Origin of the sequence: Roseovarius sp. ZX-A-9 (assembly GCF_028369135.1) — a bacterium.
Lineage (GTDB): Bacteria > Pseudomonadota > Alphaproteobacteria > Rhodobacterales > Rhodobacteraceae > Roseovarius.
Genome location: NZ_JAPWHW010000001.1, coordinates 378,506 through 401,572 on the forward strand (window position 1 = coordinate 378,506; position 23,067 = coordinate 401,572).

General features: G+C 63.4%; 23 protein-coding genes and 1 pseudogene. 10 read left to right on the forward strand and 14 right to left on the reverse strand.

Annotated elements, in window-relative coordinates:
- Positions 1-215: 215 nt before the first annotated feature.
- Positions 216-1,778 carry an exodeoxyribonuclease VII large subunit gene (gene xseA, locus O3306_RS01755; protein ID WP_272002423.1) on the reverse strand — a complete coding sequence of 521 codons (1,563 nt, stop codon included), beginning with the start codon at positions 1,776-1,778 and terminating at the stop codon, positions 216-218.
- A gap of 140 nt (positions 1,779-1,918) precedes the next feature.
- Here xseA and purD point away from each other — a divergent pair, with 140 nt between their 5' ends.
- Positions 1,919-3,181 carry a phosphoribosylamine--glycine ligase gene (purD, locus tag O3306_RS01760; RefSeq protein ID WP_272002426.1) on the forward strand — a complete coding sequence of 421 codons (1,263 nt, stop codon included), beginning with the start codon at positions 1,919-1,921 and terminating at the stop codon, positions 3,179-3,181.
- A 39-nt stretch (positions 3,182-3,220) separates the two neighbouring features.
- Positions 3,221-3,817, forward strand: coding sequence for a hypothetical protein (locus O3306_RS01765; protein WP_272002429.1), 597 nt, complete (start codon positions 3,221-3,223; stop codon positions 3,815-3,817).
- 9 nt (positions 3,818-3,826) lie between these two features.
- Here the strand turns inward: O3306_RS01765 and O3306_RS01770 are convergent, their stop codons facing one another.
- Complete coding sequence (locus tag O3306_RS01770) at positions 3,827-4,579, reverse strand: VCBS repeat-containing protein (RefSeq protein WP_272002432.1); 753 nt, start codon at positions 4,577-4,579, stop codon at positions 3,827-3,829.
- A 1-nt stretch (position 4,580) separates the two neighbouring features.
- A complete protein-coding gene (locus tag O3306_RS01775) occupies positions 4,581-4,904 on the reverse strand; it encodes a 2Fe-2S iron-sulfur cluster-binding protein (protein ID WP_272002434.1) in 324 nt (107 codons plus the stop codon).
- Positions 4,905-5,128: 224 nt separating this feature from the next.
- On the opposite strand from O3306_RS01775, the gene O3306_RS01780 reads away from it, so the two are divergent.
- Positions 5,129-5,659 (forward strand): peptidoglycan-binding domain-containing protein, encoded by a 531-nt coding sequence (locus tag O3306_RS01780; RefSeq protein WP_272002436.1) that lies wholly within the window; start codon positions 5,129-5,131, stop codon positions 5,657-5,659.
- On the opposite strand, the gene O3306_RS01785 is transcribed toward O3306_RS01780, so the two are convergent.
- Positions 5,656-6,348 (reverse strand): SGNH/GDSL hydrolase family protein, encoded by a 693-nt coding sequence (locus tag O3306_RS01785; RefSeq protein ID WP_272002439.1) that lies wholly within the window; start codon positions 6,346-6,348, stop codon positions 5,656-5,658. The genes O3306_RS01780 and O3306_RS01785 overlap by 4 nt on opposite strands.
- A gap of 111 nt (positions 6,349-6,459) precedes the next feature.
- On the reverse strand, positions 6,460-7,557 hold the full coding sequence (locus O3306_RS01790) for an Mrp/NBP35 family ATP-binding protein (protein ID WP_272002444.1): 1,098 nt from the start codon (positions 7,555-7,557) through the stop codon (positions 6,460-6,462).
- Between O3306_RS01790 and O3306_RS01795 the strand changes: the two genes are divergently transcribed.
- From O3306_RS01795 to O3306_RS01805, 3 genes and pseudogenes are all read left to right on the forward strand, one after another.
- A complete protein-coding gene (locus O3306_RS01795; protein WP_272002446.1) occupies positions 7,556-7,765 on the forward strand; it encodes a hypothetical protein in 210 nt (69 codons plus the stop codon). The two genes, O3306_RS01790 and O3306_RS01795, sit on opposite strands and share 2 nt — an antisense overlap.
- 174 nt (positions 7,766-7,939) lie before the next feature.
- Positions 7,940-8,167, forward strand: coding sequence for a DUF1127 domain-containing protein (locus tag O3306_RS01800; protein ID WP_272002449.1), 228 nt, complete (start codon positions 7,940-7,942; stop codon positions 8,165-8,167).
- Positions 8,168-8,413: 246 nt separating this feature from the next.
- A pseudogene (locus O3306_RS01805) lies at positions 8,414-8,533 on the forward strand (IS5/IS1182 family transposase); the annotation flags it as partial.
- Between the two features lie 63 nt (positions 8,534-8,596).
- Here O3306_RS01805 and O3306_RS01810 read toward each other — a convergent pair.
- The 7 genes from O3306_RS01810 to O3306_RS01840 form a co-directional block, all read right to left on the reverse strand.
- Positions 8,597-9,028, reverse strand: coding sequence for a GlcG/HbpS family heme-binding protein (locus O3306_RS01810; RefSeq protein ID WP_272002452.1), 432 nt, complete (start codon positions 9,026-9,028; stop codon positions 8,597-8,599).
- 51 nt (positions 9,029-9,079) lie between these two features.
- The gene (locus tag O3306_RS01815; protein WP_272002455.1) at positions 9,080-10,285 is read right to left on the reverse strand and encodes a CaiB/BaiF CoA transferase family protein; all 1,206 of its coding nucleotides are present in this window, start codon (positions 10,283-10,285) and stop codon (positions 9,080-9,082) included.
- Entirely contained in the window at positions 10,282-11,067 is a 786-nt protein-coding gene (locus tag O3306_RS01820) for an enoyl-CoA hydratase (RefSeq protein WP_272002458.1), read from the reverse strand. Before O3306_RS01820 ends, O3306_RS01815 begins: the two co-directional genes overlap by 4 nt.
- Positions 11,064-12,344, reverse strand: coding sequence for a TRAP transporter large permease (locus O3306_RS01825; RefSeq protein ID WP_272002461.1), 1,281 nt, complete (start codon positions 12,342-12,344; stop codon positions 11,064-11,066). The genes O3306_RS01820 and O3306_RS01825 overlap by 4 nt, the downstream gene beginning before the upstream one ends.
- The gene (locus O3306_RS01830; protein ID WP_272002464.1) at positions 12,344-12,910 is read right to left on the reverse strand and encodes a TRAP transporter small permease; all 567 of its coding nucleotides are present in this window, start codon (positions 12,908-12,910) and stop codon (positions 12,344-12,346) included. The genes O3306_RS01825 and O3306_RS01830 overlap by 1 nt, the downstream gene beginning before the upstream one ends.
- Before the next feature lie 125 nt (positions 12,911-13,035).
- Entirely contained in the window at positions 13,036-14,016 is a 981-nt protein-coding gene (locus tag O3306_RS01835) for a TRAP transporter substrate-binding protein (RefSeq protein WP_272002467.1), read from the reverse strand.
- A 30-nt stretch (positions 14,017-14,046) separates the two neighbouring features.
- Positions 14,047-15,240: a pyridoxal-phosphate-dependent aminotransferase family protein gene (locus O3306_RS01840; RefSeq protein WP_272002470.1), complete on the reverse strand. Its 1,194-nt coding sequence runs from the start codon at positions 15,238-15,240 to the stop codon at positions 14,047-14,049.
- A 147-nt stretch (positions 15,241-15,387) separates the two neighbouring features.
- Here O3306_RS01840 and O3306_RS01845 point away from each other — a divergent pair, with 147 nt between their 5' ends.
- The 3 genes from O3306_RS01845 to O3306_RS01855 all read left to right on the forward strand — a co-directional run bounded on the left by O3306_RS01845 (position 15,388) and on the right by O3306_RS01855 (position 19,731).
- Positions 15,388-18,285 carry an FAD-binding and (Fe-S)-binding domain-containing protein gene (locus tag O3306_RS01845; RefSeq protein ID WP_272002473.1) on the forward strand — a complete coding sequence of 966 codons (2,898 nt, stop codon included), beginning with the start codon at positions 15,388-15,390 and terminating at the stop codon, positions 18,283-18,285.
- Entirely contained in the window at positions 18,282-18,989 is a 708-nt protein-coding gene (locus O3306_RS01850) for a GntR family transcriptional regulator (RefSeq protein ID WP_272002476.1), read from the forward strand. Before O3306_RS01845 ends, O3306_RS01850 begins: the two co-directional genes overlap by 4 nt.
- Before the next feature lie 199 nt (positions 18,990-19,188).
- The gene (locus tag O3306_RS01855; protein WP_272002479.1) at positions 19,189-19,731 is read left to right on the forward strand and encodes a hypothetical protein; all 543 of its coding nucleotides are present in this window, start codon (positions 19,189-19,191) and stop codon (positions 19,729-19,731) included.
- A gap of 29 nt (positions 19,732-19,760) precedes the next feature.
- Here the strand turns inward: O3306_RS01855 and O3306_RS01860 are convergent, their stop codons facing one another.
- The gene (locus O3306_RS01860) at positions 19,761-20,720 is read right to left on the reverse strand and encodes a KpsF/GutQ family sugar-phosphate isomerase (protein WP_272002482.1); all 960 of its coding nucleotides are present in this window, start codon (positions 20,718-20,720) and stop codon (positions 19,761-19,763) included.
- Between the two features lie 138 nt (positions 20,721-20,858).
- On the opposite strand from O3306_RS01860, the gene O3306_RS01865 reads away from it, so the two are divergent.
- A complete protein-coding gene (locus O3306_RS01865) occupies positions 20,859-22,082 on the forward strand; it encodes an MFS transporter (protein ID WP_272002484.1) in 1,224 nt (407 codons plus the stop codon).
- A 25-nt stretch (positions 22,083-22,107) separates the two neighbouring features.
- On the opposite strand, the gene trhO is transcribed toward O3306_RS01865, so the two are convergent.
- On the reverse strand, positions 22,108-23,022 hold the full coding sequence (trhO, locus tag O3306_RS01870; protein ID WP_272002488.1) for an oxygen-dependent tRNA uridine(34) hydroxylase TrhO: 915 nt from the start codon (positions 23,020-23,022) through the stop codon (positions 22,108-22,110).
- Positions 23,023-23,067: the final 45 nt, after the last annotated feature.

Below are 23,067 nucleotides of genomic sequence, written 5' to 3' on the forward strand. Positions count from 1 at the left end.
AACAGCGGTTTCCGGCAGGCCATTTGGGCGTGCAGGCGCGGGCTTGGCGCATGTTACGCGTCTGGCTCAGGCCCCTTTTTCAAGGCCATGGCACGTCTCGAAGGCCGGGATGCAGCATGGTCCCCGACCCGTGACATCCCGGCCCAGCGCGGCAAAGACGCCGATAAGTCCCTCGAATGCAGGACAATTGTTCAGAAACGTTCAGACCGCCCGGATCAGAACAGTTTGCCCTGCTCCGGCTTTTCCGTCGGTGGTGTGGCCTTCTTCGTCGTTTTGGGTCTTGCCGCGCCGGGCCCCACGTCAAGCCACCCATCGGCAAACTCGATTTCCAGCGCCCCTGCCGTCGCCGCCGCCTCGCGCGTCGTGACCACCTCACCGTCGCCGCGCACCACCGCATAGCCCCGGCCCAGCGTCGCCTTGTAGCCCAACGTCTCGCGCAGCCGGTCCAGCGCCGCGATGCTGTCGCGCCAGTCACGGACCTGCCGTGTACCGACATCACTCAGCCGGGCGGCCACGCGGCCCAGTTCTTCGTGTTTACGGGTAATCTCGGCCCCCGGCGCAACCCTGACCAGCCGTGCCGCCAGCGTCTCGAGCCGCCGCCGGTCCGTCTGTGCCGCCCGCCCCAAAGCCGGACCAAGCCGCGCACCCAGCCCCATCAGGCGCCGCGCATCGCCCTGCACCGCCCGGCGCAGCACCCCCGGCCGCAGGCTGCCGCTGGTCTCCGACAGCTTGACCCGGCGCGCCTGCACGCCGCGGATCAGCGCGGCGGGCAATCGCTCGCCCCAGATATCCAGCCGCTGACGCGGGCTCTCCAACAGGCTGTCAGGCCACGGCAAGGCCCGCGACAGATCGCGCAGCCGTTGCCCACGTTGCCCCACCCCGCCGGTCAGCGCCCGTGTCAGGCGCGCATCCATCCCGTCAAGCCAGGCCATCAGCTCCAGCCGCACCGGCACCGCCAGTTCGGCGGCCGCCGTCGGTGTCGGCGCGCGCTGATCGGACGCGTAATCAATCAGCGTCGTGTCGGTCTCGTGGCCCACTGCGGAAATCAGCGGAATCTCCGACGCCGCCGCCGCGCGCACCACGATTTCCTCGTTGAACCCCCACAGATCCTCGATTGATCCACCACCGCGCGCCACGATGATCAGATCGGGCCGGGGCAGCGACCCACCGGGCGTCAGCGCATTGAACCCGCGAATCGCATTCGCCACTTCGGCCGCGCAGTTGGCACCCTGCACGGCCACCGGCCAGATCAGCACCTTGCGCGGGAACCGGTCGCGCAGCCGGTGCAGAATATCGCGAATCACCGCGCCCGAGGGCGAGGTCACGACGCCGATAATCTCGGGCAGGTAGGGCAGCCGCTGCTTGCGCTCGGGCGCAAACAGCCCCTCTGCCGCCAGTGCCGCCTTGCGTTTCTCCAGCATCGCCATCAGCGCGCCAGCCCCCGCAACGGCGACCTCTTCGACGTTCATGTTATATTTCGATTGCTGGCCGAATGCGGTCAGCCGTCCGGTGACGACCACCTCCATGCCTTCCTCGGGCACGACAGACAGCTTTGCCACCTGCCCTTTCCACGTGGTACAGGCCAGGACGTTCCGTTCGTCCTTGACGTCATAGTAGAGATGGCCAGAGCGCGCCTTGAACACGCGGCCCACCTCGCCACGCACGCGCAATCGCCCGAAGGTCCCTTCGAGCGTGCGCTTCACTTCGCCAGAGATCTCCGAGACAGAGTATTCGGGAATGTTCTGGCCCGGGGTCGGGTCATCTATGAGGTCAGACATATCCCATCAATGCCCCAAGCCCGCGCGGATGAAAAGGTTGCCCGGCTCAGATCCTGTTCGGACCTTCCCTGCCTTGCCTCACGGGTCAGGTGCGACTAATCAGACCGCAACCCTGACACCAGCCCCAGCGCGGAGTGCACATGAACATCCTTATTCTCGGCAGCGGCGGGCGTGAACACAGCCTTGCCTGGGCCGTCTTGCAAAACCCCAAATGCGACCGCCTGATGGTGGCCCCCGGCAATGCCGGTATTGCCGGCATCGCAGAATGTGCCGCACTCGACATCATGGACGGCAGCGCCGTAGTAGGCTTCGCCGAAGAAGAATCGATTGATCTTGTGATCGTCGGCCCCGAGGCGCCACTGGCCGCCGGCGTCGCCGACCGGCTGCGCGAGGCGGGCGTTCTGACATTCGGCCCCTCCGCCGCCGCCGCCCAGTTGGAAGCATCCAAACGCTTTACCAAAGAAATCTGCGCCGCTTCAGGCGCGCCCACCGCCAGCTATGGCCATTTCACCGATGCCGCAGCCGCCCACGCCCATGTTGACGCAACTGGCGTGCCAACGGTGATCAAGGCCGACGGTCTGGCCGCAGGCAAGGGCGTGATCATCGCAGAGACACTCGAACAGGCCCATGCCGCGATCGACGACATGTTCGGCGGTGCGTTTGGCGGCGCGGGCGCCGAGGTGGTGATCGAGGAATTCATGACCGGTGAAGAGGCCTCTCTCTTTGTCCTTTGCGACGGCAAGGACATCCTGTCCATCGGCACCGCGCAGGACCACAAGCGCGTCGGCGAGGGCGATACCGGCCCCAACACCGGCGGCATGGGCGCCTATTCGCCCGCCCCAGTCCTCAGCCCCGAAATCCAAGCGCGCGCGATGGACGAGATCATTCGTCCCACAATGGCCGAAATGGCCAAACGAGGCATGCCGTTTCAGGGCGTGCTCTACGCCGGCCTGATGATTGAGGACGGCGCCCCGCGTCTGGTCGAATACAATGTCCGCTTCGGCGATCCCGAATGCCAGGTGCTGATGATGCGCCTTGGCGCACAGGCGATGGACCTAATGCATGCCGCAGCCGACGGGCGGTTGGCAGAGTGCAAGGCGGAATGGGCCGACGACCACGCCCTGACCGTGGTGCTGGCGGCAAATGGCTATCCCGGCGACTACGTCAAGGGCAGCGTGATCCGCGGGTTGGAAACCTGCCCCGAGGACAGTTTCAACATGGTCTTTCACGCCGGGACCGCCCGCACCAACGGTGAGATCGTCGCCAATGGTGGCCGTGTCCTCAACGTGACCGCCCGTGGCGCCAGCTTGCAAGAAGCGCGCGACCGCGCCTATGCGATGGTCGACCAGATCGACTGGCCCGAGGGGTTCTGCCGCCGCGATATCGGCTGGCGCGCCTTGTGAGGACTGGGCGAGACAACAGGCCGGTCAGACGGTGATCCAATGGACCGCATCAGCCTGAAGCCCGCGCTTCTCGCGCGCCGCGTCACCTACGAGATTGCGCCGGGCCATGTGGCGCAGCTCGCCAGGGACGGCACGGAAAACTGGCGTGTGGCCTACCGCGACCTCACATCGCTGAACTTCGTGCTGCACAGCATAGGTGGCAACCGAATGCGCCGGCTCGATCTGATATTCGATCAGGGCCGCCACTCCATCGCGCTCAACCTTGGCATGCGCGTCGGCCGTGACGACCCCGACCGCATCGCGATCCGCCGTATTCACAGCGCGGTTGCCGACGCTGTCCACGCGGCGCGCCCGGATATCGAGGTCGCCATTGGCGAACAGGGCGGCAACCGGATCGCGATGTTTGCCCTTGGCGTCATCACGCTGCTTTTCGCTGTCGGAATGGCAATCGCGATTTATGCCACGGACGTGCCGATGGACCGCGCCGCCGGGGCCGTGGTGCCGATGGGATTCATGGTTCTGCTGGGTGGCTTCTTTGCCCACAAGCACGCGCCGTGGCGTGCGCCGATCACGCTACCGGTTCAGGCATTCGCGGTGATGATGGCGGCCGACGCCGCGCCTTCGCCCAAGACCTGAACCGCCCACTCAATCCCGGCAGGTCATCGCCCGCGCCAGACTGTCCTTGCCGGTATAGCGGGCAATTTCGCGCGCCTTCAGCCCTTGGGAACTCGAATAGGTGGTGGCCATCACCCGCGACCAATCGGCATTGGCGGTGATCATCTCGGGCTGCGCACCACAAGTCCGGATGCCGCCCGGAATGTCGGGCCAGCCGATGCGATGGTTGGTCAACCCGTCCAGATCGGCCAGATGGCGGAGCGCGCCGTCGCTAAATTGCCAAAGCCGCAAACGCTTAGCCAGATGTGGCCGGTCGATATAGGCGATCTCGACCCGGCCATCCTGATCGAGGTCCGCCGCGCCGATCGGCGCCAGCCAGCGGTGGCTCTGCCCGATATAGGGGGTCGCGTCGATCAGCCCGGCACCGCCGTAAATTGCCAGCCGCGCGCCCCGGTCGAGATCACTTTCCACCACGATGGCCGCGCGCCCCACTTGCCCGCCCAAGTCGACGACACGTGGCGCGATATCCTCGAAAACCCGTGTCACGGGCAGGCGAATGACGACGCTCCGCCGGGTGATCCGCGCGCAATCGGCGCAGGCGTCCAGCACCAACTCCAGCGCGCCCCATTCCACAGCGTCGCCCAGCACGCCGTGCTGGTACCGCGTGGTCGGCTCGCTGTAGCGGGCTGTCAGAACCTCGGTGCGCTGGCCGGAAGCGGCCGCGCCCCAGGCCCCCGGTGCCATCAGCACCAACAGGCCCAGGATCAGCGCGCCGAGGCGCATGTCAGATTTGCCGTTCAGGCATCTTGACGACAAGGCCGTCCAGCGCGTCGGTGACTTTCAGCTGGCAGGTCAGGCGCGAACGGGTCGGATCCGGCTCAAAGGCGAAATCGAGCATGTCCTCTTCCATGTCGTCCTTGGCGGGCAGTTTTTCCACCCAGTCTTCAGCGACATAGACATGGCAGGTCGAACAGGCGCAGGCGCCGCCGCAATCGGCCTCGATGCCGGGAATATTATTATCCCGCGCGCCTTCCATCACGGTCAGACCGTTGGCCACTTCGACCACATGCTCCGTACCGTTATGCTCGATATAGGTGATTTTCGCCATGATCGCAGGCTCCCTTTATTCCAATCCCGCCGCTTTCGTATCTGTCGGAGATAGGCCAGACCAGCCTCTTTTGCGACTCCGCGTCAACAGAGATGCGACAAAATCAGCTTTTTCTCGGTTTGTTCCCACCCACGCGACGCCGGGCACCCCCACCGCCGCCTTTCGCATCAAGGTAAAAGCCGCTAACCTGTCGTGAAAAATACGCTCCAGAGGCCCGAGCCCCCATGCGCCGAAACAACTTCTTGTTGCTGCTGATCGCGGTCGGTCTCGTGTCGGGATGCGACGCCCCGCTGCCCGGCAGCCCGGGCGAGCCTGCACTGGTCCAGACCCTCGCCGAAGCGCCGCCCGGCGCGGCCCCCGGCACCTGCTGGGGCAAGGTGGTGACGCCCGCAGTGATCGAAACCGTCACTGACCAGATCATCCTGCAACCGGCCGAAGTGCTGGCCGATGGCACCGTCATCACCCCCGCCATCTACAAGACCGAGACCCATCAGGTCATCGTGCAGGAACGCAAGGCGACATGGTTCGAAACCCTTTGCGCCGCTGATCTTACACACGAATTCGTGGCGTCACTGCAGCGCGCGCTCCTGGCGCGAAATCTCTATCGCGGGCAGATCAACGGCCAGATGGATGCCCGCACCCGCGCCGCAGTGCGCCGCTATCAAAAGCCCGAGGGGCTGGACAGCGGCATCCTGTCCTTGGCTGCGGCACGACGTCTGGGGCTGGTGGCAATACCGCGGTCCGAAACGCTTTAGCGCCCCGTCTCGACCGCTTTGATCGTCGCCGCCACACGTTGCCCGATGGCACGGCTACCCTTCAGCGACGGGTGGATCATGTCCACCGCGTGAAACGACACATCGCCATGCGGCACCATATCGGCAATCGAGACATAATAGAATCCGTCGACCAGTGCAGCGAGCCGCTTCAACCGACGCTCCAACTCGTCACCGTCATCGCGGCAATGCTCGATCGGCGAGCCCGCGCCGGGGCTGCGCAAGTAACCGACATAGGCCACCTTGGCTCCGGTACGACGCAGCTTGACAATCAGCTTGGCAATCTCGCCGGCGTTGCCCTTTTCGCTGATCAACTGGCTCATCCGCCGGTGGCAGCGGCTGCATCCACAGCCCAGCCATAGATCGTTGCCCCCACCGTTCAGCACGATCCAGTCCCAGTCCCCTTCGCGGTACTGGCGTCCGATATTCAGCCCCAGCGACCCGGTGATCGGCAACCGATAGATGATCCGCGCGCCCATCACCGACTGATCGGTGACCTTCGCCCGCAACGCGCGGGCAATCGCATGCGACACCGCCCGCCGCGACACCCGGTGCGAGGCCATCATCGAATCGCCCATCACCAGAATCCGCAGCGGCCCGTCCGCCCGCAACGGCGCGGCGTGAAATGTCATCAACAACGCGATGAAGCTGGCCAGGATAATGCGATGCATGCGTCGGAAATACTTTCTGAACTGCTCGGTTGGCAGGCCTCTGCAGGCCACGTTCGCAGGCAGATTACCCTTTCCGAACCGTGGCGCGCAACCGCAGACTGGCGGCCCGGTTCAGGCGATTCCGCCCTTGATCAACCGGTCAGCCAGTTGCGCATAGGCCTCGGCCATCGGGCCGCTTCCCGCCGCAATCGGCGTACCGCTGTCACCGGCCAGCCGCGTGTCCAGATCAATCGGCAAGGCCCCGAGGAACGGCAGACCCAGCTTTTCCGCCTCCTTTTCGACACCACCATGGCCGAAGATCTGCGCCTCATGCCCACAATTGGGACAGTGGAAGGTCGACATGTTCTCAATCAGCCCCAGAATCGGGGTCTTCAGCGTGTTGAACATGTCCATCGCCTTGCGCGCGTCCAGCAGCGCCACGTCCTGCGGCGTCGATACGACAATCGCGCCGGTCGGCTCTGCCTTCTGACACAGCGTCAGTTGCACATCGCCCGTTCCCGGCGGCAGATCGACGATCAGAACATCCAGATCGCCCCAGTTCACCTGCGAGATCATCTGCTGCAGCGCGCCCATCAGCATCGGCCCGCGCCACACCACGGCCTTGTCCGGGTCCAGCATCAGACCGATAGACATCATCGTGACGCCATGCGCGTGCAGCGGCTCGATGATCTTGCCATCGGGGCTGGCGGGGCGCTTGTTCACGCCCATCATGCGCGGCTGGCTGGGGCCGTAGATATCAGCATCCAGCAGACCGACCCGCCGCCCGGCCCGTGCCAGCGCCACCGCAAGGTTGGACGATACCGTGGATTTTCCCACGCCGCCCTTGCCTGACCCGACCGCGATGATCGAGGCCACGCTGGCAGGCTTCAAAGTGCCCTGCGTCTGCTTGGGATGGCCGCCGACCTTCAGGCTGGGTGGGGCTCCGCCCGGCCCGCCGGTGACTGGCGGGGCCTTGGCCGAAGGGCCATGCGCGGTCAGCGCCACGCTGACCTTGGTCACACCTTCCATCGCGGCGATCGCCCGTTCGGCTGCAGCGCGCAGCGGCTCCATCTGGCGGGCAATCTCGGGGGTGGGCGCTTCGATCACGAATCGCACCTCTGTGCCCTCGACACTCAGCGCGCGCACCATGTCGCGGCTGATCAGGGTCCCGCCATCCGGCAATTCCAACTCGGCCAGCCGGGCTTCTACTTCGGCGCGCTCTACACTCATGCCTGATCTCCTGTCGCTGCTGGTAAAATGGGCTTCTCGCGTTTTCCCTGCATCAGGAAAAGCGGAAAAAGCCGCGTCAGTTCTGGGATGTCGGTATTTTGCACCTGATCTGCAACGCCGGGCAGATGCAACGGCCTTTTGGTCGCAGGGCGTCGCGCAGTATCCACGCAGTTCCTTCGCTTGGTGCGAAAAATTTACAGATCGCTGATTTTCAAGGCAGCACTAACTATTTATAGGGCAGCATTACTTATGCAATTGCTGCATAGCGGCATTGAGAATTCGGTCATTGTGCATGTGCAGCATTTCACTATCTATTGCAGACAACATGAAAACGACGGTTCGCCCGAATGCGAGCCATGAAAACCGAAAGTAGGACCAAGCGATGATTATCGCAGCAAATGCCCTGATCCGCCGCTCCGGTCACAATCGTGGCCTTGGCAGCATCTGGAACGAGATGAAATTGGCCCGCGCCAAGCGCCGCGCCTACACAAAAACAATCAAGTCGCTCTCGAGCCTGAGCGACCGGGATCTCAAGGATCTCGGGATCGCCCGCTGCCAGATCGCCGGCAAGGCTTTCGACTGCGTCTACGAAACAAGCCGCCGAGCTTGACGAGATCGGATGTCCCGCTCCTCCTCCCTAGGGGCATCTGAGATGGCTGCGACCCCGCTCCTCCTCCCTAGGGGTCGCAGCCCAAACCACCCGGACCCCACGGGGTCCACCCTGATCTGCCGGTTCGCTCCTCCCCTGAGCCGGCGATAAAGAGAACGGCGGCACCCCCTCCTCCCTGGGTGCCGTCGTTTTTTGTTTTGGGCATAGGGGGAACCGGCCAACCGCGGCAGATACCCACAAAGCACCCGAATCGGGATCATATTCGGACGCCTCAAGGACTGGCGCCGCGTCGCGACACGATATGACCCTTGCCCCAAGGTCTGCCTGTCGGCCATCGCCCCCGCAGGGGCGGTCATCTATTTGTTATGCGGCCCGAGCCTGGAAGCTGCGCGCGGCCAACAAGGGCACCGCGTCGCCTCACAGGCCGGGTCAGCCGCCGTCGGCCTTCAGGCCAAGGCGCTCGATCGCGGCGATCGCGCAGGCTTCGTCATTGTCCGAGGTATCGCCAGTGATCCCGACCGCACCCAGGATCGGGCCCGCTTCGTCCTGCCGGATCAGCACACCGCCAGCGACGGGCACCAGCGACCCACCAGCCAGCCCATTCATCGCCTGGATGAAGAAGGGCTCGGTCTGCGCGCGCTTGAACAATGCGCGAGAGCCCAGCCCCATCGCCACCGCGCCGCGCGCCTTGCCCTGTGCGATATCGGGCCGCAGATTGCTGGTGCCATCCTCGCGCGCCAGCGCGATCAGGTAGCCGCCCTGGTCGAGCACGGCCACCGTCAGCGGCTTCAACCCGTTGGCCTTGCGCCATTCCAGGCAGTGGCCGATCAATTTCTGTGCGGTTTCAAGATCAAGTGACATGGGCAAATAGTCCTTCCAACAGGCATCGCCGGGGCAGAGCCCGACGCAAGGTCATGGCGCAATCACGGCCTGCGCGTCAATCAGGGAGTCGATCCGTTCGCTGTCATAGCCCATCTCGCCGAGAACCTCCCGGCTATGTTGCCCCAGCAGTGGCGCAGGGCGATTTATGCTGGCCTCGGTGCGGCTGAACTTGACCGGATGGCCGATGGTTTCGACCGGGCCGGCCTGCGGATGATCGACCGTCACGATCATCTCTCGGGCACGGGCCTGCGGATCGGCATGCATCTCAAGGATATCGTTGACGGGCCCCGCCGGCAGTTTCGCGGCCTCCATCCGGGCAAGCCAGTTCGCGGTTGTGTCCCTCGCCATGTAGCCATCAAGCACGCCAACCAGCGCCGGCAGGTTGCGGATGCGCTGCAGGTTCGACGAGAACCGCGGATCGTCGTTCAGTTCGGGCGCGCCGATCACATCGAGAAACCGCAGCCAGTTGCTTTGGTTCGCGGCACCGACATTGATCCAGCCATCGCTGGTCCGGAAGGATTGGTAGGGTGCGTTGAGCGGGTGGGCCGAGCCCAGCGGCTCGGGCTTTTCGCCGGTGGCAAAGGCAATGGCCGATTGCCAGTAGGTCTGCACGATCGCCGCCTCGAAGAGTGAGGTATCGACCTTCTGGCCACGTCCGGTCTTCAACCGTTCGGAATAGGCTGCAGAGATGCCCATGGCCGCAAGGATACCGGCATTGATATCCGAAATCGGCGCCGCGACCTTGACCGGCGGGCGCCCCGGCCCTTCGCCGGTGATCGACATCAGCCCCGACATGCCCTGCGCGATCAGGTCGAAACCACCGCGCTCGGCATAGGGGCCGGTCCGGCCAAAGCCCGAGATCTCGCAATAAATCAGGCGGGGGTTCAGTTCGGCAAGGCTTTCATAGCCGAGGCCCAGCCGCTCCATCGCCCCCTTGCGGTAATTCTCGATCACCACATCGGCATCCATCAGCAGCTTGTGCAAGACCTCGACCGCCGCCGGATCCTTGAGGTTGAGCGCAATGCCGCGCTTGTTGCGATTCATCATCATGTAGGCTGCGGATTCGCCGTTGATCTCGGGCGGGACAAAGCGCCGACTGTCATCACCGGTCGGCTTTTCCACCTTGATAACATCGGCACCCATATCGGCCAGCATGAGCCCGCAGACCGGGCCAGCCATGATATGGGCCAGTTCAATCACCCGCATACCGCTAAGCGGGCCGGTCGCGACGGTCATTTACCACTCCATTCTGGTTTCTGCTTGTTCAGGAACGCCTCCATTCCGGTGCGGAAATCGTCGCTCATGTAACAGCCAGCGATCAGGTCGGCATCGTCGACCTTGATCGCGGCGCGGGTGCGCCGCATCGCCTCTTTCGTGGCGCGCAGGGTCAGCGGTGCCATGGACCCCACCAGTTCGGCCAGTTCCGCCGCCCGCGCCAGCAGGTCCGGCTCTTCGGGCAGGATCTCGCTGACCAGCCCGGTGGCCAGCGCCTCCTCCGCGCCGATCAGCCTTGCGGTGAAAATCAGCTCGCGCACCCGACCGGCGCCGATCAGATCCGACAAGCGGGCGAGGTTCGCCGCCGCCAGGCAATTTCCCAGCGTCCGCGCGATGGGAAAGCCGAATTTCAGATTGCTCGCCGCGATGCGGATGTCGCAGGCCGCCGCAATGGCCGCGCCGCCCCCCGTGCAGGCGCCGTTGATCGCGGCGATGGTGGGAAGCGGGCAGCGTTCGACAGCCTCAAGCACGGCATTGACCCGGCTTTCATAATCCAACGCATCCTGCGCGGTTTCAAAGCTGCGAAACTGCTTCATGTCGGTGCCGGCCGCGAAGGCCTTGCCACCGGCGCCGTTGATCACCACCGCCCGCACGCTCCGGTCGGTCGGCACGTCACGACACAGCGAGGCGAGGCGCTCGTACATGCCAAAGGTCATCGCATTGCGTGTCTGCGGGCGGTTGAACGTGATCCAGAGCGTACCATCGAGCAGCGTGTCGATCACATCAGGTGTATCAGTTGTCATCTATAGAAATACTCCACGAGGAACATCGGAATGAACGGCACATAGGTGCAGAGCATCAGCACCAGAAGCAAGACACCGACGAACCAGATATTGACCTTGGACACCTCCCAAATGTTCGCCCTCGCGACCGAACAGGCGGTGATCAGCACCGAGGCAACCGGCGGCGTCTGCTGCCCGATCGCCAGGTTCAGCGTCACCACTAGACCGAAATGCACCGGGTCAATTCCCGCCGCAGTGATCAAGGGGATAACGATCGGGATCACCAGGATGATCGCGGCAGCAGAATGCAGGAAGAATCCGATGATCAGGAAAAAGAAGTTCAGGATCAGCAGGATCGCCCATTGCTGGGTGGTGATCGAAAGGATCCCTTCGGCCAGTTGCTGCGGGATCTGGGCGCGGGTGAGGAAGCCACCCATCAGCACCGATGCCGCGACCAGAAGCATGACCACGGCTGTCTGAATTCCCCCATCCAGCATCGCGCGGCGCAGATGCTTCAGATCGAGGTTGCGATACCAGGCCGACACGACCAGCGCGGCAAGCACCGCCAGACCGGCCGCTTCGGTCGCGGTGACATAACCACCAAAGATGCCGCCGAGGATGATCACCGGCAGGGTGAAGGCTGGCAGCGCGTCAACAAAGGTTTCGCGGACGCGAGGCAAGTTAAATGCCGCCTCGGTCGGGAAGTTGTAGCGCTTGGCAAATATGTAGGCGACGGTCATGAGCCCGGCCGCCCCCAACAAGCCCGGCACCACGCCGGCCACGAACAACTGCTCGACCGACGTGTTGGCCGATGCGGCATATAGGATCATCGGGATCGACGGTGGAATGATGATCGCCAGCGAGGCCGAGGACGAAGTGACCGCCGCCGAGAATTCCTTGCTGTAGCCACGCTTTTTCATCTGCGGGATCAGGATCGAGCCCATCGCGGCCACATCTGCCACCGCCGAGCCGGAAATCTCGGCAAAGAAGAGCGAAACGCCGATATTCACCATCGCCAACCCGCCGCGGATAAAGCCGATGAACGCGGTGACGAAATTGATCAGCCGGTCGGTGATGCCGCCGGCATTCATGATGGCGCCCGCCAGCACGAACATCGGGATAGCGATCAGGGAAAACTTGGTCGATCCGTCATACATGTCGAGCGCAATGGTCACGAGACTGTCGGCGCCCTCGGTAAAGAAGAGGCCCATCACCCCGCACATGGCCAATGCCACGGCAATGGGGACGTTGATGCAGATCATCAACATGAGAGCGACGAAGATTGCGGCAATCAGCATCAGATTCGATCCTTGTTCTTGTCGAGTTCCGCCTCGACCTCTTCTTCTATTTCAGCATGTTCCAGCGATATGCCCGCCGCGATCAGCTTGAAATAGGGCGGCAGGCTCAGGGCCTGACAGATGATGAAGAGAATTGCGCCGATGGGGATCACCGATTGCGTGAATTGCACGGGCACCCAGTTGAGCGAGATCAGCACTTCGCCCTCCAGCACCTCGAGCACTTGCAGCCCGGCGCGGGCCATCAGGACGAAGAAGAGCAGCACAATAAACTCGCCCAGCAACAGCCCGGCGATGCGCAACCGATGGGGCAGGGCAAGCAGCACCGTGTCGAAACCGATATGCCGGCGGTGCAGCGCGGCCAGCGCGGACCCGTAATAGGTGATCCAGGCCAGCATGATCGCCGCGACCTCATCATACCAAGAGAAGCTCTGCCCCATGAGGCGCGCGATGACAGCCATCGTGACGGTCAGCGTCAAAAGCACCATCAGCCCGATGGTGATATACTCGAGGATCGCACTCATGACGCGATTGATGCGCGTCAGAACGGGAAAGGCGTCATGGTTCATTGTAGACCTGTACTTGCGGCAAACACATGCCGAAGGCCGGCTTCTCCGGGGCGATCCAGATCAGCTGACTTCCCGCAAGGATGCGTGGAAATGGGCAGCGGGCCCTCCCGCTGCCCGGTGGCTATTCAGCCGGCATCGGCAAGTCCGAGAACGGTGTCAATCATCTCCTGACCGCCTTCCACTTCTTCCGCAAATTGCTTGTAGATCGGTGCCGAAGCCTCGATGAACGCCGCCTTGTCCGCGGTGTTAACCTCGACGCCAGCGTCCTCGATGATCTTCAGCAGGCTGGTTTCCAGCTCCGCCGCCTTTTCATAGGTGAAGTCCTGGGTTTGCGCTGCGCAATCGGTCAAGGCTGCCTGCACATCCTCGGGCAGTTTGCCGAAATGCTTCTTGGACGACAGGATATAGGCCGGGGTATAAACATGCCCGGTGATCGACAGGTATTTCTGCACTTCCTGGAACTTTGCCGAAGCGATCTGCGCATAGGGGTTTTCCTGGCCGTCGATCACGCCAGTCTGCAACGCGGTGAACACGTCCGAGAAAGCCATCGGCGTCGGGTTGGCGCCATATTCCTGGAACATCTTCAACCGCCAGACACCGTTCGGAGTACGCAGCTTGATGCCCTTCAGATCCGCCGGCAGGTTGATCGGCCGCACGTTGTTGGTGATGTGCCGGAAACCATTCTCGGCCAGACCGACAATGTGATAGCCCTTGGCCTGGGCGGCATTCTGAAACATGTCCATCATCTCGCCCTGCACCCGGCGCATATGGTCGCGGTCCGAGATGATGTAGGGCATCTCGAAGATGCCAAAGACATCATCCACCGAGGACATGACCGAAGAAGGCAGCGCGAAATCAACCTGGCCCAGCTTCAGCTTCTGCAACAGCTCCTTGTCCTTGCCCAACTGCGACGACCCGAAAGTCTGCACCTCGACCTTGCCCCCCAAGGCGTTGTTGGAACATTCGGCAAAATGGTTTGCGGTCGCCTCGAAAAGCGATCCCGGCGCGCCCACATGGCCGAATTTCAAAGTGGTTTCTGCCGCCGGCGCGGCTGTCGCCATCGCCAGAACTGCGCCTGCGGCCAGTAATGTTGCCTTCGTCTTCATCATTCTCTCCTCCCAGAGCTTGAATTTCTTTTACTTCGATGCAGCCACCACGTGCGGCTGCTCCATCTCGGCAAGCGTTTTCATCGCCGCGCCTACCCCGCCGGCGTTGTGTGGCACATTGGCCTTCGCCAGGCCCATCTCCACGCCCGACAAGGTTGCGACCAACATCAGATCGTTGAAATCCCCCAGGTGGCCGATGCGGAACACCTTGTCCGCCACCTTTGACAGGCCGCTGCCCAGGGAAATGTCGTAATGCTCCAGCGCGGTCGCGCGGAACGCGTCGGCGCTATGCCCCTCCGGCATCATCACCGTGGTCAGCACGTCGCTTTCCTGACCTTGGTTCGCGCAGAGCACCTCAAGCCCCCAGGCCCGGACGGCGGCCCGTGTCGCGGCGCCGTGGCGGGCGTGGCGCGCAAACACGTTGTCCAGCCCTTCCTCGTGCAGCATGTCGATCGCCTCGTTCAGCCCATAGAGCAGGTTGGTATTGGGCGTATAGGGAAAGTAACCCGTCTTGTTGGGGCCAACCATATCGGCCCAATCCCAATAGGACCGCTTCAATTTCGCGTGTTTGTTGGCGGCCATCGCCTTGGCGCTCACCGCGTTGAAGGACAGGCCGGGCGGCAGCATCAGCCCCTTCTGGGACCCCGACACCGTGACGTCCACGCCCCATGCATCATGTTCATAGTTGATCGCCGCCAGCCCCGAGATCGTATCGACCATCAACAGGGCCGGATGCCCGACATTGTCGATCGCCTTGCGCACCGCCGCCACCGGCGAGACCGAGCCGGTAGAGGTTTCGTTATGCACGATGCAAACCGCCTTGATCTCGTGGCCCTTGTCCTCGGCCAGATAGGCCTCGATCTGGTCTGGATCCGCGCCACCGCGCCAGTCGCCACTGATGAATTCGGGCCGCAGGCCCATCCGCTCGGCCAGTTTCTTCCACAGGGTCGCGAAATGGCCGGTCTCGAACATCAGCACCCGGTCGTCCGGCGACAAGACGTTGACCAGCGCCGCCTCCCACGCACCGGTGCCCGACGCAGGATAGATGAAAACCTGCTCATCGGTCTTGAAGATCGTCTTGATCCCGCTCAGCGCGCGCAGGCCCACCTTGCCGAATTCGGGGCCACGATGATCGATGGTCTGCTGCGAAATGGCGCGCAAGATCCTGTCGGGGACCGCACTGGGGCCGGGGATCTGCAGAAAATGACGACCAGCTTTTCTCATGAATTCCTGTCCTGATTCTAAGGGGGAACACGCGGGACCGGCAGAGATAGGCACCCGCCATATTCTTTAGGGTTGCCTCAATGTAATTTTGAATTCATAATTTAGTCAATAAGAATTTTCCGCCAAACAGCCACGGACCGGGCCACGATGTCACACCTCTCCAGCACCTTGGAAAAGCGGGTCGAGGGCGATGTCCTGTTCGACAGCTTCTCTCGGGGACGCTACGCAACGGACGCATCTTTCTACCAAATGATGCCCTTGGGCGTGCTGTCCCCCAAGGGCGAAGATGACATTCGCGCGGCAATCGACATTGCCGGCGAGCAGGGCATACCGATCCTGCCGCGCGGCGGCGGCACCTCGCAATGTGGCCAGACCGTCAATCAGGCGCTGGTGATCGACAACACCCAGTATTTCAACGACATCCTGGAGCTGGATGTCGAGAACCAGCGCTGTGTCGTGCGCCCCGGTATCGTTCTGGATGTCCTCAATCAGGCACTGAAACCGCACGGCTTGTGGTTCCCGGTGGATGTCTCCACCGCGTCGCGTGCCACCATCGGCGGCATGACCGGCAACAATTCCTGCGGCGGCAAATCGCTGCGCTACGGCATGATGCGCGACAATGTGCTTTCTATCGAAGCGCTGCTGGCCGATGGCAGCAAGCACCGCTTCGGCCCCGGTGGTGCGAACCAGAACCCGCAATACGCGGCCCTGTCGCGCGATCTGCTCGCGCTCGGCGCACGCGAGGCCGATGAGATTGCCGCGCGGTTCCCGAAGGTCATGCGCCGCGTCGGCGGCTACAATATCGACGCGCTGGTGCCCGCCGCCGCGCCCAACAACCTGGCCCATCTGCTGGTCGGCTCCGAAGGGACGCTGGCCTATTCCACCGCCATCGAGCTGAAGCTGTCGCCGCTGCTCACCGACAAGGTGCTGGGCGTCTGTCATTTCCCGACCTTCTATCAGGCGATGGATGCCGCCCAGCATCTGGTGACGCTGGACCCGCAGGGCGTCGAACTGGTGGATGCGACGATGATCGGGCTGGCGCGCGACATTCCGCTCTTTCGCCAAACCATCGAGGAATTCGTCACCGGCAGCCCCGAGGCTCTCCTGCTGGTCGAGTTTTCCGAACCCGACCCCACGCGCAACGTCCCGAAACTCCGCCAGCTGGAAGAGATGATGGGCGATCTCGGATTCTCGTGGTCCGGCAGCGGCAAGAACTGGGGGGGCGTCACAGCGGTGACTGATCCCCGGATGCAGACGAATATCGCCGAACTGCGCAAATCCGGCCTCAACATCATGATGTCGATGAAGGCCGAGGGCAAACCGGTCTCTTTCGTAGAGGATTGCGCGGTCGAGCTACCCGATCTGGCCGAATACACCGCCGGGCTGACGGAAATCTTTGAAAAGCACGGCACAAGGGGCACCTGGTACGCCCATGCCTCGGTCGGTTGCCTGCATGTCCGGCCCGTGCTCAACCTCAAGCTTGATCAGGACGTGCGCACCATGCGCTCGATCGCCGAGGAATGTTTCGATCTCGTCGCGCGCTACAAGGGCTCGCATTCCGGCGAGCATGGCGACGGGATCGTGCGCTCCGAATTCCACGGCAAGATGTTCGGGCCGCGCATGGTCGCCTCGTTCAGAACCGTCAAAGAACGGCTCGACCCCGAGGGCCGCTTCAACCCCGGCAAGATCGTCGATCCGCCGAAAATGGACGACCGGCGTCTCTTTCGCTTCGGGCCGGATTATACCGTGCCGGAATTCACGACCGGGCTGGACTGGTCAGCATGGCCCGGCAGCGGCGGCGGGTTTCAGGGCGCGGTCGAGATGTGCAACAACAACGGCGCCTGTCGCAAGCTGAAGGGCGGCGTGATGTGCCCATCCTTCCGCGTCACCCGCAAGGAACAGGACCTGACGCGCGGGCGCGCAAACACGCTCCGGCTGGCGATCTCGGGACAGCTTGGGCCGGATGCACTGACCTCCGATCACATGGCCGAGACGATGAAGCTCTGCGTCTCCTGCAAGGGATGCAAGCGTGAATGCCCCACCGGGGTGGACATGGCGCGCATGAAGATCGAGGTTCTGGCGGCCCGCGCCCGCAAGCACGGGATCGGGCTGCATGACAGGCTGGTGGCCTATCTGCCGCGCTACGCACCGATCGCCGCGCGGCTTTCATTCGTGATGAACCTGCGCAACAGGCTGCCCGGCGCGGCAAAACTGACCGAGCGGCTGACAGGCTTTACCGCCACGCGCGACCTGCCGACATGGAGCAACCGGCCCTTTACCGACCGCGAGGCGGCACCGCATGGACCGCCCGGCGCGGTGCTCTTTGCCGATTGCTTCAACCGCTATTTCGAGCCGGAAAACCTGCGCGCCACGCTCCAGGTGCTGAAGGCCGCCGATACGCCCGTACATGTGGCCGCCGCGCCAAAGGGCGAGCGCCCGCTTTGCTGCGGGCGGACCTTCCTCTCGGCCGGGCTGGTGGACGAGGCAAAGGCCGAGGCACAGCGACTGGTCGATGCCCTGATGCCGCATGTGGAACAGGGGCTTCCCATCATCGGGCTGGAGCCCAGTTGCCTGCTGACGCTGCGCGACGAAATTCCCGCGCTCCTCCCCGGCAAAGAGACCGCGCGGCTGGCACGCCACGCCCGTATGCTCGAAGAATACATCGCCGATCAGGCCGCCAACACACAGTTCCGCCTGCCGCTGAAATCGCCCGGCCGCAAGGTCCTGCTGCACGGTCACTGCCACCAAAAGGCGATGGGGGTGATGTCGAGCATCGAAAAAACACTTGCCCTGCTGCCCGACACCACGATCGAAACGGTCGAGACCAGCTGCTGCGGCATGGCGGGCGCCTTTGGCTACGGAATCGAAACGCACGAGATTTCGCGCAAGATGGGCGAGCTCAACCTGCTGCCTGCGGTCCGGGCCGCCGATGCCGATACGCTAATCGTAGCGGATGGAACTTCTTGCCGTCATCAGATATCAGACACCACCCAGCGGAAACCGATACATATTGCCCGGCTTCTCGAAATGGCCCTAGAACAATGACCCGAGGGACCGAAGTGACCGAAAAAGCGCTTATTCACGCCATCACACGCAAATCACTTCACGAGGAGCTGGTCGAACGTCTACAGCAACTGATCATCAGCGGCGATCTGGCCCCCGGAACGAAAGTGCCGGAAAAAGAGCTCTGCGAGCGGTTCGACGTGTCGCGGACCCCGATGCGCGAAGCGCTGAAGGTGCTGGCCTCTGACGGGCTGGTCCGGTTGGAGCCGAACCGCGGCGCCTGGGTCACTCGGATCACCGCCAGCGAGGTGGAAGAGATCTTCCCGGTTCTGGGCGCGCTCGAGGCACTGGCCGGAGAGCTGGCCTGCGCCCATATCAGCGACAAGGAAATCCGCGCCGTGCGCAGCGCGCATGACCAGATGATCGTCAGCTATGAAAGCGGCGATCTCGACGCCTATTTCCGCCTGAACCAACAAATTCATCGAATGATCCTGCTGGCGGCGCGCAACGATACGCTGACCACCGCCTGTCAGGCGCTGTCCATGCGCATGCAGCGCCCGCGCTATCTGGCCAACATGTCGGATCGCCGCTGGGCCAATGCCATGCGCGAGCACGAAGGGATCATCACGCTGCTCGAAGCCCGCGATGGCAAGAAACTGGGCGCTGCCCTGGCCGAGCATATCAAGGGCAAGCAGGCCTCGGTTCTGGATTTCCTCGCCGCCGAAACGGATGCGCAGGCGATGTGAACGCTGTTTCGAGACCTCGCTGACCACCCGCGGCGGCGCAGTCAGCCCCGCGGCCCGCATCGCCACCTTCTTTCGCCACTGTCCTACCGCCAGACCCGCGCCTTTGCGGCGGTCATCGTGCGAATCTGGAAATTATTGAAGCGGCGTGATACATTTTTTGCCCGCTTGCCTTTGCAAAAAGATCAGGAGGAGTAATGCAATGTTTCGCACCTACATAAGCGCCTTGATAATGTTCGTTGCCTCGGCAACCACGCTGAACGCAGCAACATATAATGTGTTCGGTTCCTTCAGTGGAGGCCAACTCGGAACCGTCAAATTTGACTTCAGTGTAACCGGTGATTTCTCTACCGACATCCCGGAAACCGATACGGGATTGATCATCAATTCCATCACCTCGACGGTGGTTGGCGGAGATCCGTTCCCAGTCGGGGGTGGTTACGGGTTTAGGTACTATTCAACCCAAGACATGCTCGTTTTCGGCGGCAGGGCGTCAGGAGTAGGTGGCATCTTTAGCCCGTACACAGATTTCGGTTTATTGATCGAAGACTTGTCAGCCAAACCGTGGATTTCAAAGGTCGTTGATTCGCTCGATTCCGAATCAGGTAACGCGTTCCCCAATATTGACACGGGTACCGTCACCCTGGCGCCGGTTCCCCTGCCAGCAGGCTTGCCGCTTCTGCTGAGCGGGCTCGTCGGGATGGCTGGCTTTCGGATGCGGAAGAGGAAAGTTACGAAGTCGTAAACCCACCGGCGCGCGGCCCCCGCGCGCCCTCAGGCCACGCCGGCCCGCAGTGCATCATGGATATGCACCAACCCCAAGAGCGCGCCGTCGTCGCCCACCACGAAGAGTGCCGAAATCTTGTTGGCGTTCATCACCCCCAGCGCCTCGGACAGCAGGGCATCGGGGCGGGTTGTGCGCGGCCCGCGCGTGGCGACCTCGCCAGCGTTGCGCTCCATCAGATGGGTCAGGTTACGCCGCAGGTCGCCGTCGGTGATCACGCCGGTCAGCATACCGCGCTCGACAACGGCGGCCACGCCAAACCCCTTGGCGGTCATTTCCAGTAGCGTCTCGCCCATGGCTGTATGTTCGTGCACCACGGGCAGCTTGTCGCCCGTATGCATCACCGCGCTGACCGTCAGCAACTGCGCGCCCAGCGTGCCACCGGGATGCAGCGCGCGAAAGCTCTCCTGCTCGAAGCCGCGCAGTTTCATCAGCGCCACCGCCAGCGCGTCGCCCAGCGCCATCGTGCAGGTCGTGCTGGTGGTCGGCGCCATGCCGATGCCGCAGGCCTCGGGCGCGTCGGGCAACAACAGCAGGTGATCGGCTTGCACCGCCAGCGTGCTGTGCGGGTTCTTGGTCATGGCGATCAGCGGGATCGAGAACCGCCGCGTATGGGCGATGATATCGGCCAGTTCGCGGGTCTCGCCCGAGTTCGAGATCAGGATCACCGCATCCTTGGACGTGATCATCCCCAGATCGCCATGGCTCGCCTCGCCGGGATGCACCGCCTGCGCGGGCGTGCCGGTGCTGGCCATGGTCGCCGCGATCTTGTGCGCCACATGGCCCGATTTGCCCATGCCGGACACGATCACGCGCCCGCCCACATCCAGCAGCACCTCGACCGCCGCATCGAAATCCGCCGGCATCGCGTCGCGCATCGACAAGATCGCCGCGCCTTCGACGGCCAGGACCTCGCGGGCGATCTCTGTCGGACTGGGCTCTTGGGTCATGCATGTCGCTCCGCTGTCGCTCTGGCAGGGTGATAGCGCGCCGCCCGCCCCGAGGGAAGCCCCGCCCGGTTTGTACCTCCGGCAGACGGGTACAATCCCGCCCTATACAGCCCCTGCGCGCGCGACTACCGTCCCGCCATGACCGATGCAGACATCCTCGACAGCCGCTATTCCTGGGCACGCCTGGCCATTTCGCTGGCAATTGCCACCGTGGGCAGCGTGGGCATGTGGGTGATCGTGCTGGTCATGCCCGGCGTGCAGGCCGAATTCGGCCTCGAACGCGCCGATGCGTCACTGCCCTACACGGTGTGCATGATCGCCTTTGCCATCGGCAATTTCGTTGTTGGCCGGGTGGTGGACCGGTTCGGCGTGACAAAGGCGCTTAGTGGCTCGGCCGTCCTCATCGGCGGCGCGATGGCGCTGGTGGCCATAGCCCCCTCGGCAACCGCGCTCACGGCGCTGCACGCGGTGATCGGGCTTGGCTCCGCCGTCACCTTTGGCCCGCTCATGGCGGATATATCCCTGTGGTTCGTGCGGCGGCGCGGCATCGCCGTGGCCATCACCGCCAGCGGCAATTACCTTGCCGGCGCGTTCTGGCCGCTGGTCCTCAGCGGGGTGCTGGCAACCTCAGGCTGGCGCGCGGTCTATGCCCTGTTGGCGATCCTCGTGCCCTGCCTGATGATTCCACTGGCACTGCTGCTGCGCCGCCGCGTGCCCGAAGGCGCGATCCGCCACTCCGACAGCCTGTCGGGGAAGCGCGCAGGATCGGCGGGCCTCAGCCCACGCCTGTTGCAATACATGCTGGCAGCAGCCGGCATCGGCTGTTGCGTGGCGATGGCCATGCCCCAGGTCCATATCGTCAGCCTCTGCGTCGATCTGGGGTTCGGCGCGGTGGCAGGCGGGCAGATGCTGTCGCTGATGCTGTTCGGCGGCGTTGTTTCGCGGATATTCTTCGGCATGGTGGCCGACCGGCTGGGCGGCGTGCGCACGGTGCTGATCAGTTCGGGCCTGCAATGCGCCGCGCTGTTTCTCTATCTGCCAGCGGGCGGGCTGGTGTCGCTTTATACCGTGTCGCTGGTCTTTGGCCTGTCGCAGGGCGGCATCGTGCCCAGCTATACGCTGGTCGTGCGCGAATACATGCCGTCGCGCGAGGCTGGCCGCCGCGTGGGATTCGTGATGATGTCGACCATCGGGGGCATGGCGATCGGCGGCTGGATGTCGGGCTGGATCTATGACCTAACCGGCAGCTACCAGGCGGCGTTTCTCAACGGGATCGCGTTCAACTTCGTCAATATCGCGATCATGGTCACGCTCTTGCTGCGCACCCGGACACCGAAAGAACCGCAAGCCGTGGCCGCGTAACGCGCCGCCAGACTGCCTTGGCGCCTTAATCCCCCGGCACGTTCAGCATGTGGCGCTCACCGCGCGCCGCTGCCAATGCGATCTGCTTTTGCCGCTCGCGAAAGCGCTCCTTGGCCTCGGCGCTGGTTTCGTCAATACATTGGTGGCACGACACGCCCTGCTCGAACTCAGGGCGCGCTGTGTCTTCGGGCAGGATCGGTCGACGGCAGGCATGGCACAGCTCATGCGGCCCCACGCGCAGCCCGTGCCCGACCGAAACGCGCCCGTCAAAAACAAAGCACTCGCCGCGCCACGTACTCTCGGCCTCGGGCACCTCTTCGAGGTATTTCAGGATACCGCCCTTGAGGTGATAGACCTCATCAACCCCCTGCCCCAGCAGGTAATTCGTGCTTTTCTCGCAACGGATGCCGCCGGTGCAGAACATCGCGATCCGCTTGTTGTGAAAGCGGTGCTTGTTCTTCTCCCACCATGCGGGAAAGTCGCGGAAGCTGTCAGTGGCCGGATCAACCGCACCCTCAAACGTCCCGATCGCCACTTCGTAGTCGTTGCGCGTGTCGATCACCGCCACGTCCGGGCTGGTGATCAACTCATTCCAGTCAGCAGGCTCGACGTAATGGCCGACCCCGGCCAGCGGATCGACATCCGGCTGGCCCATCGTGACGATTTCCTTTTTCAGCCGCACCTTGAGGCGGCCAAAGGGCTGCGTCTCGCTGAAGCTCTCCTTGTGCTCCAGACCTTCGCAGCCGGGCAGACCACGCAGATGCGCCAGCACCGCGTCGATACCCTTGCGCGACCCGGCGATGGTGCCATTCACCCCCTCGCCCGCCAGCAGCAAGATGCCGGTAATTCCCTCACGCTCGCACAGCGCCAGAAGCGGGGCGCGCAGCGCCTCGGGGTCGTCAAATCGGGTGAAATGATAGAGAGCAGCAATGGTATACATGGCCCGGGTCTCTACGCCTTCATGCTGCGCCGGGCAAGGGCACGC

Excerpts from the sequence above, each read along its gene's own strand:
- O3306_RS01865 (WP_272002484.1), top strand. The coding sequence starts at position 20,859 with ATGACCGATGCAGACATCCTCGACAGCCGCTATTCCTGGGCACGCCTG.
- O3306_RS01775 (WP_272002434.1), bottom strand. The coding sequence starts at position 4,904 with ATGGCGAAAATCACCTATATCGAGCATAACGGTACGGAGCATGTGGTC.
- xseA (WP_272002423.1), bottom strand. The coding sequence starts at position 1,778 with ATGTCTGACCTCATAGATGACCCGACCCCGGGCCAGAACATTCCCGAA.
- O3306_RS01825 (WP_272002461.1), bottom strand. The coding sequence starts at position 12,344 with ATGCTGATTGCCGCAATCTTCGTCGCTCTCATGTTGATGATCTGCATC.
- O3306_RS01765 (WP_272002429.1), top strand. The coding sequence starts at position 3,221 with ATGGACCGCATCAGCCTGAAGCCCGCGCTTCTCGCGCGCCGCGTCACC.
- purD (WP_272002426.1), top strand. The coding sequence starts at position 1,919 with ATGAACATCCTTATTCTCGGCAGCGGCGGGCGTGAACACAGCCTTGCC.
- O3306_RS01855 (WP_272002479.1), top strand. The coding sequence starts at position 19,189 with ATGTTTCGCACCTACATAAGCGCCTTGATAATGTTCGTTGCCTCGGCA.
- O3306_RS01770 (WP_272002432.1), bottom strand. The coding sequence starts at position 4,579 with ATGCGCCTCGGCGCGCTGATCCTGGGCCTGTTGGTGCTGATGGCACCG.
- O3306_RS01820 (WP_272002458.1), bottom strand. The coding sequence starts at position 11,067 with ATGACAACTGATACACCTGATGTGATCGACACGCTGCTCGATGGTACG.
- O3306_RS01810 (WP_272002452.1), bottom strand. The coding sequence starts at position 9,028 with ATGTCACTTGATCTTGAAACCGCACAGAAATTGATCGGCCACTGCCTG.
- O3306_RS01785 (WP_272002439.1), bottom strand. The coding sequence starts at position 6,348 with ATGCATCGCATTATCCTGGCCAGCTTCATCGCGTTGTTGATGACATTT.
- O3306_RS01790 (WP_272002444.1), bottom strand. The coding sequence starts at position 7,557 with ATGAGTGTAGAGCGCGCCGAAGTAGAAGCCCGGCTGGCCGAGTTGGAA.
- O3306_RS01815 (WP_272002455.1), bottom strand. The coding sequence starts at position 10,285 with ATGACCGTCGCGACCGGCCCGCTTAGCGGTATGCGGGTGATTGAACTG.
- O3306_RS01780 (WP_272002436.1), top strand. The coding sequence starts at position 5,129 with ATGCGCCGAAACAACTTCTTGTTGCTGCTGATCGCGGTCGGTCTCGTG.
- O3306_RS01845 (WP_272002473.1), top strand. The coding sequence starts at position 15,388 with ATGTCACACCTCTCCAGCACCTTGGAAAAGCGGGTCGAGGGCGATGTC.
- trhO (WP_272002488.1), bottom strand. The coding sequence starts at position 23,022 with ATGTATACCATTGCTGCTCTCTATCATTTCACCCGATTTGACGACCCC.
- O3306_RS01795 (WP_272002446.1), top strand. The coding sequence starts at position 7,556 with ATGCCTGATCTCCTGTCGCTGCTGGTAAAATGGGCTTCTCGCGTTTTC.
- O3306_RS01860 (WP_272002482.1), bottom strand. The coding sequence starts at position 20,720 with ATGACCCAAGAGCCCAGTCCGACAGAGATCGCCCGCGAGGTCCTGGCC.
- O3306_RS01830 (WP_272002464.1), bottom strand. The coding sequence starts at position 12,910 with ATGAACCATGACGCCTTTCCCGTTCTGACGCGCATCAATCGCGTCATG.
- O3306_RS01850 (WP_272002476.1), top strand. The coding sequence starts at position 18,282 with ATGACCCGAGGGACCGAAGTGACCGAAAAAGCGCTTATTCACGCCATC.
- O3306_RS01835 (WP_272002467.1), bottom strand. The coding sequence starts at position 14,016 with ATGAAGACGAAGGCAACATTACTGGCCGCAGGCGCAGTTCTGGCGATG.
- O3306_RS01840 (WP_272002470.1), bottom strand. The coding sequence starts at position 15,240 with ATGAGAAAAGCTGGTCGTCATTTTCTGCAGATCCCCGGCCCCAGTGCG.
- O3306_RS01800 (WP_272002449.1), top strand. The coding sequence starts at position 7,940 with ATGATTATCGCAGCAAATGCCCTGATCCGCCGCTCCGGTCACAATCGT.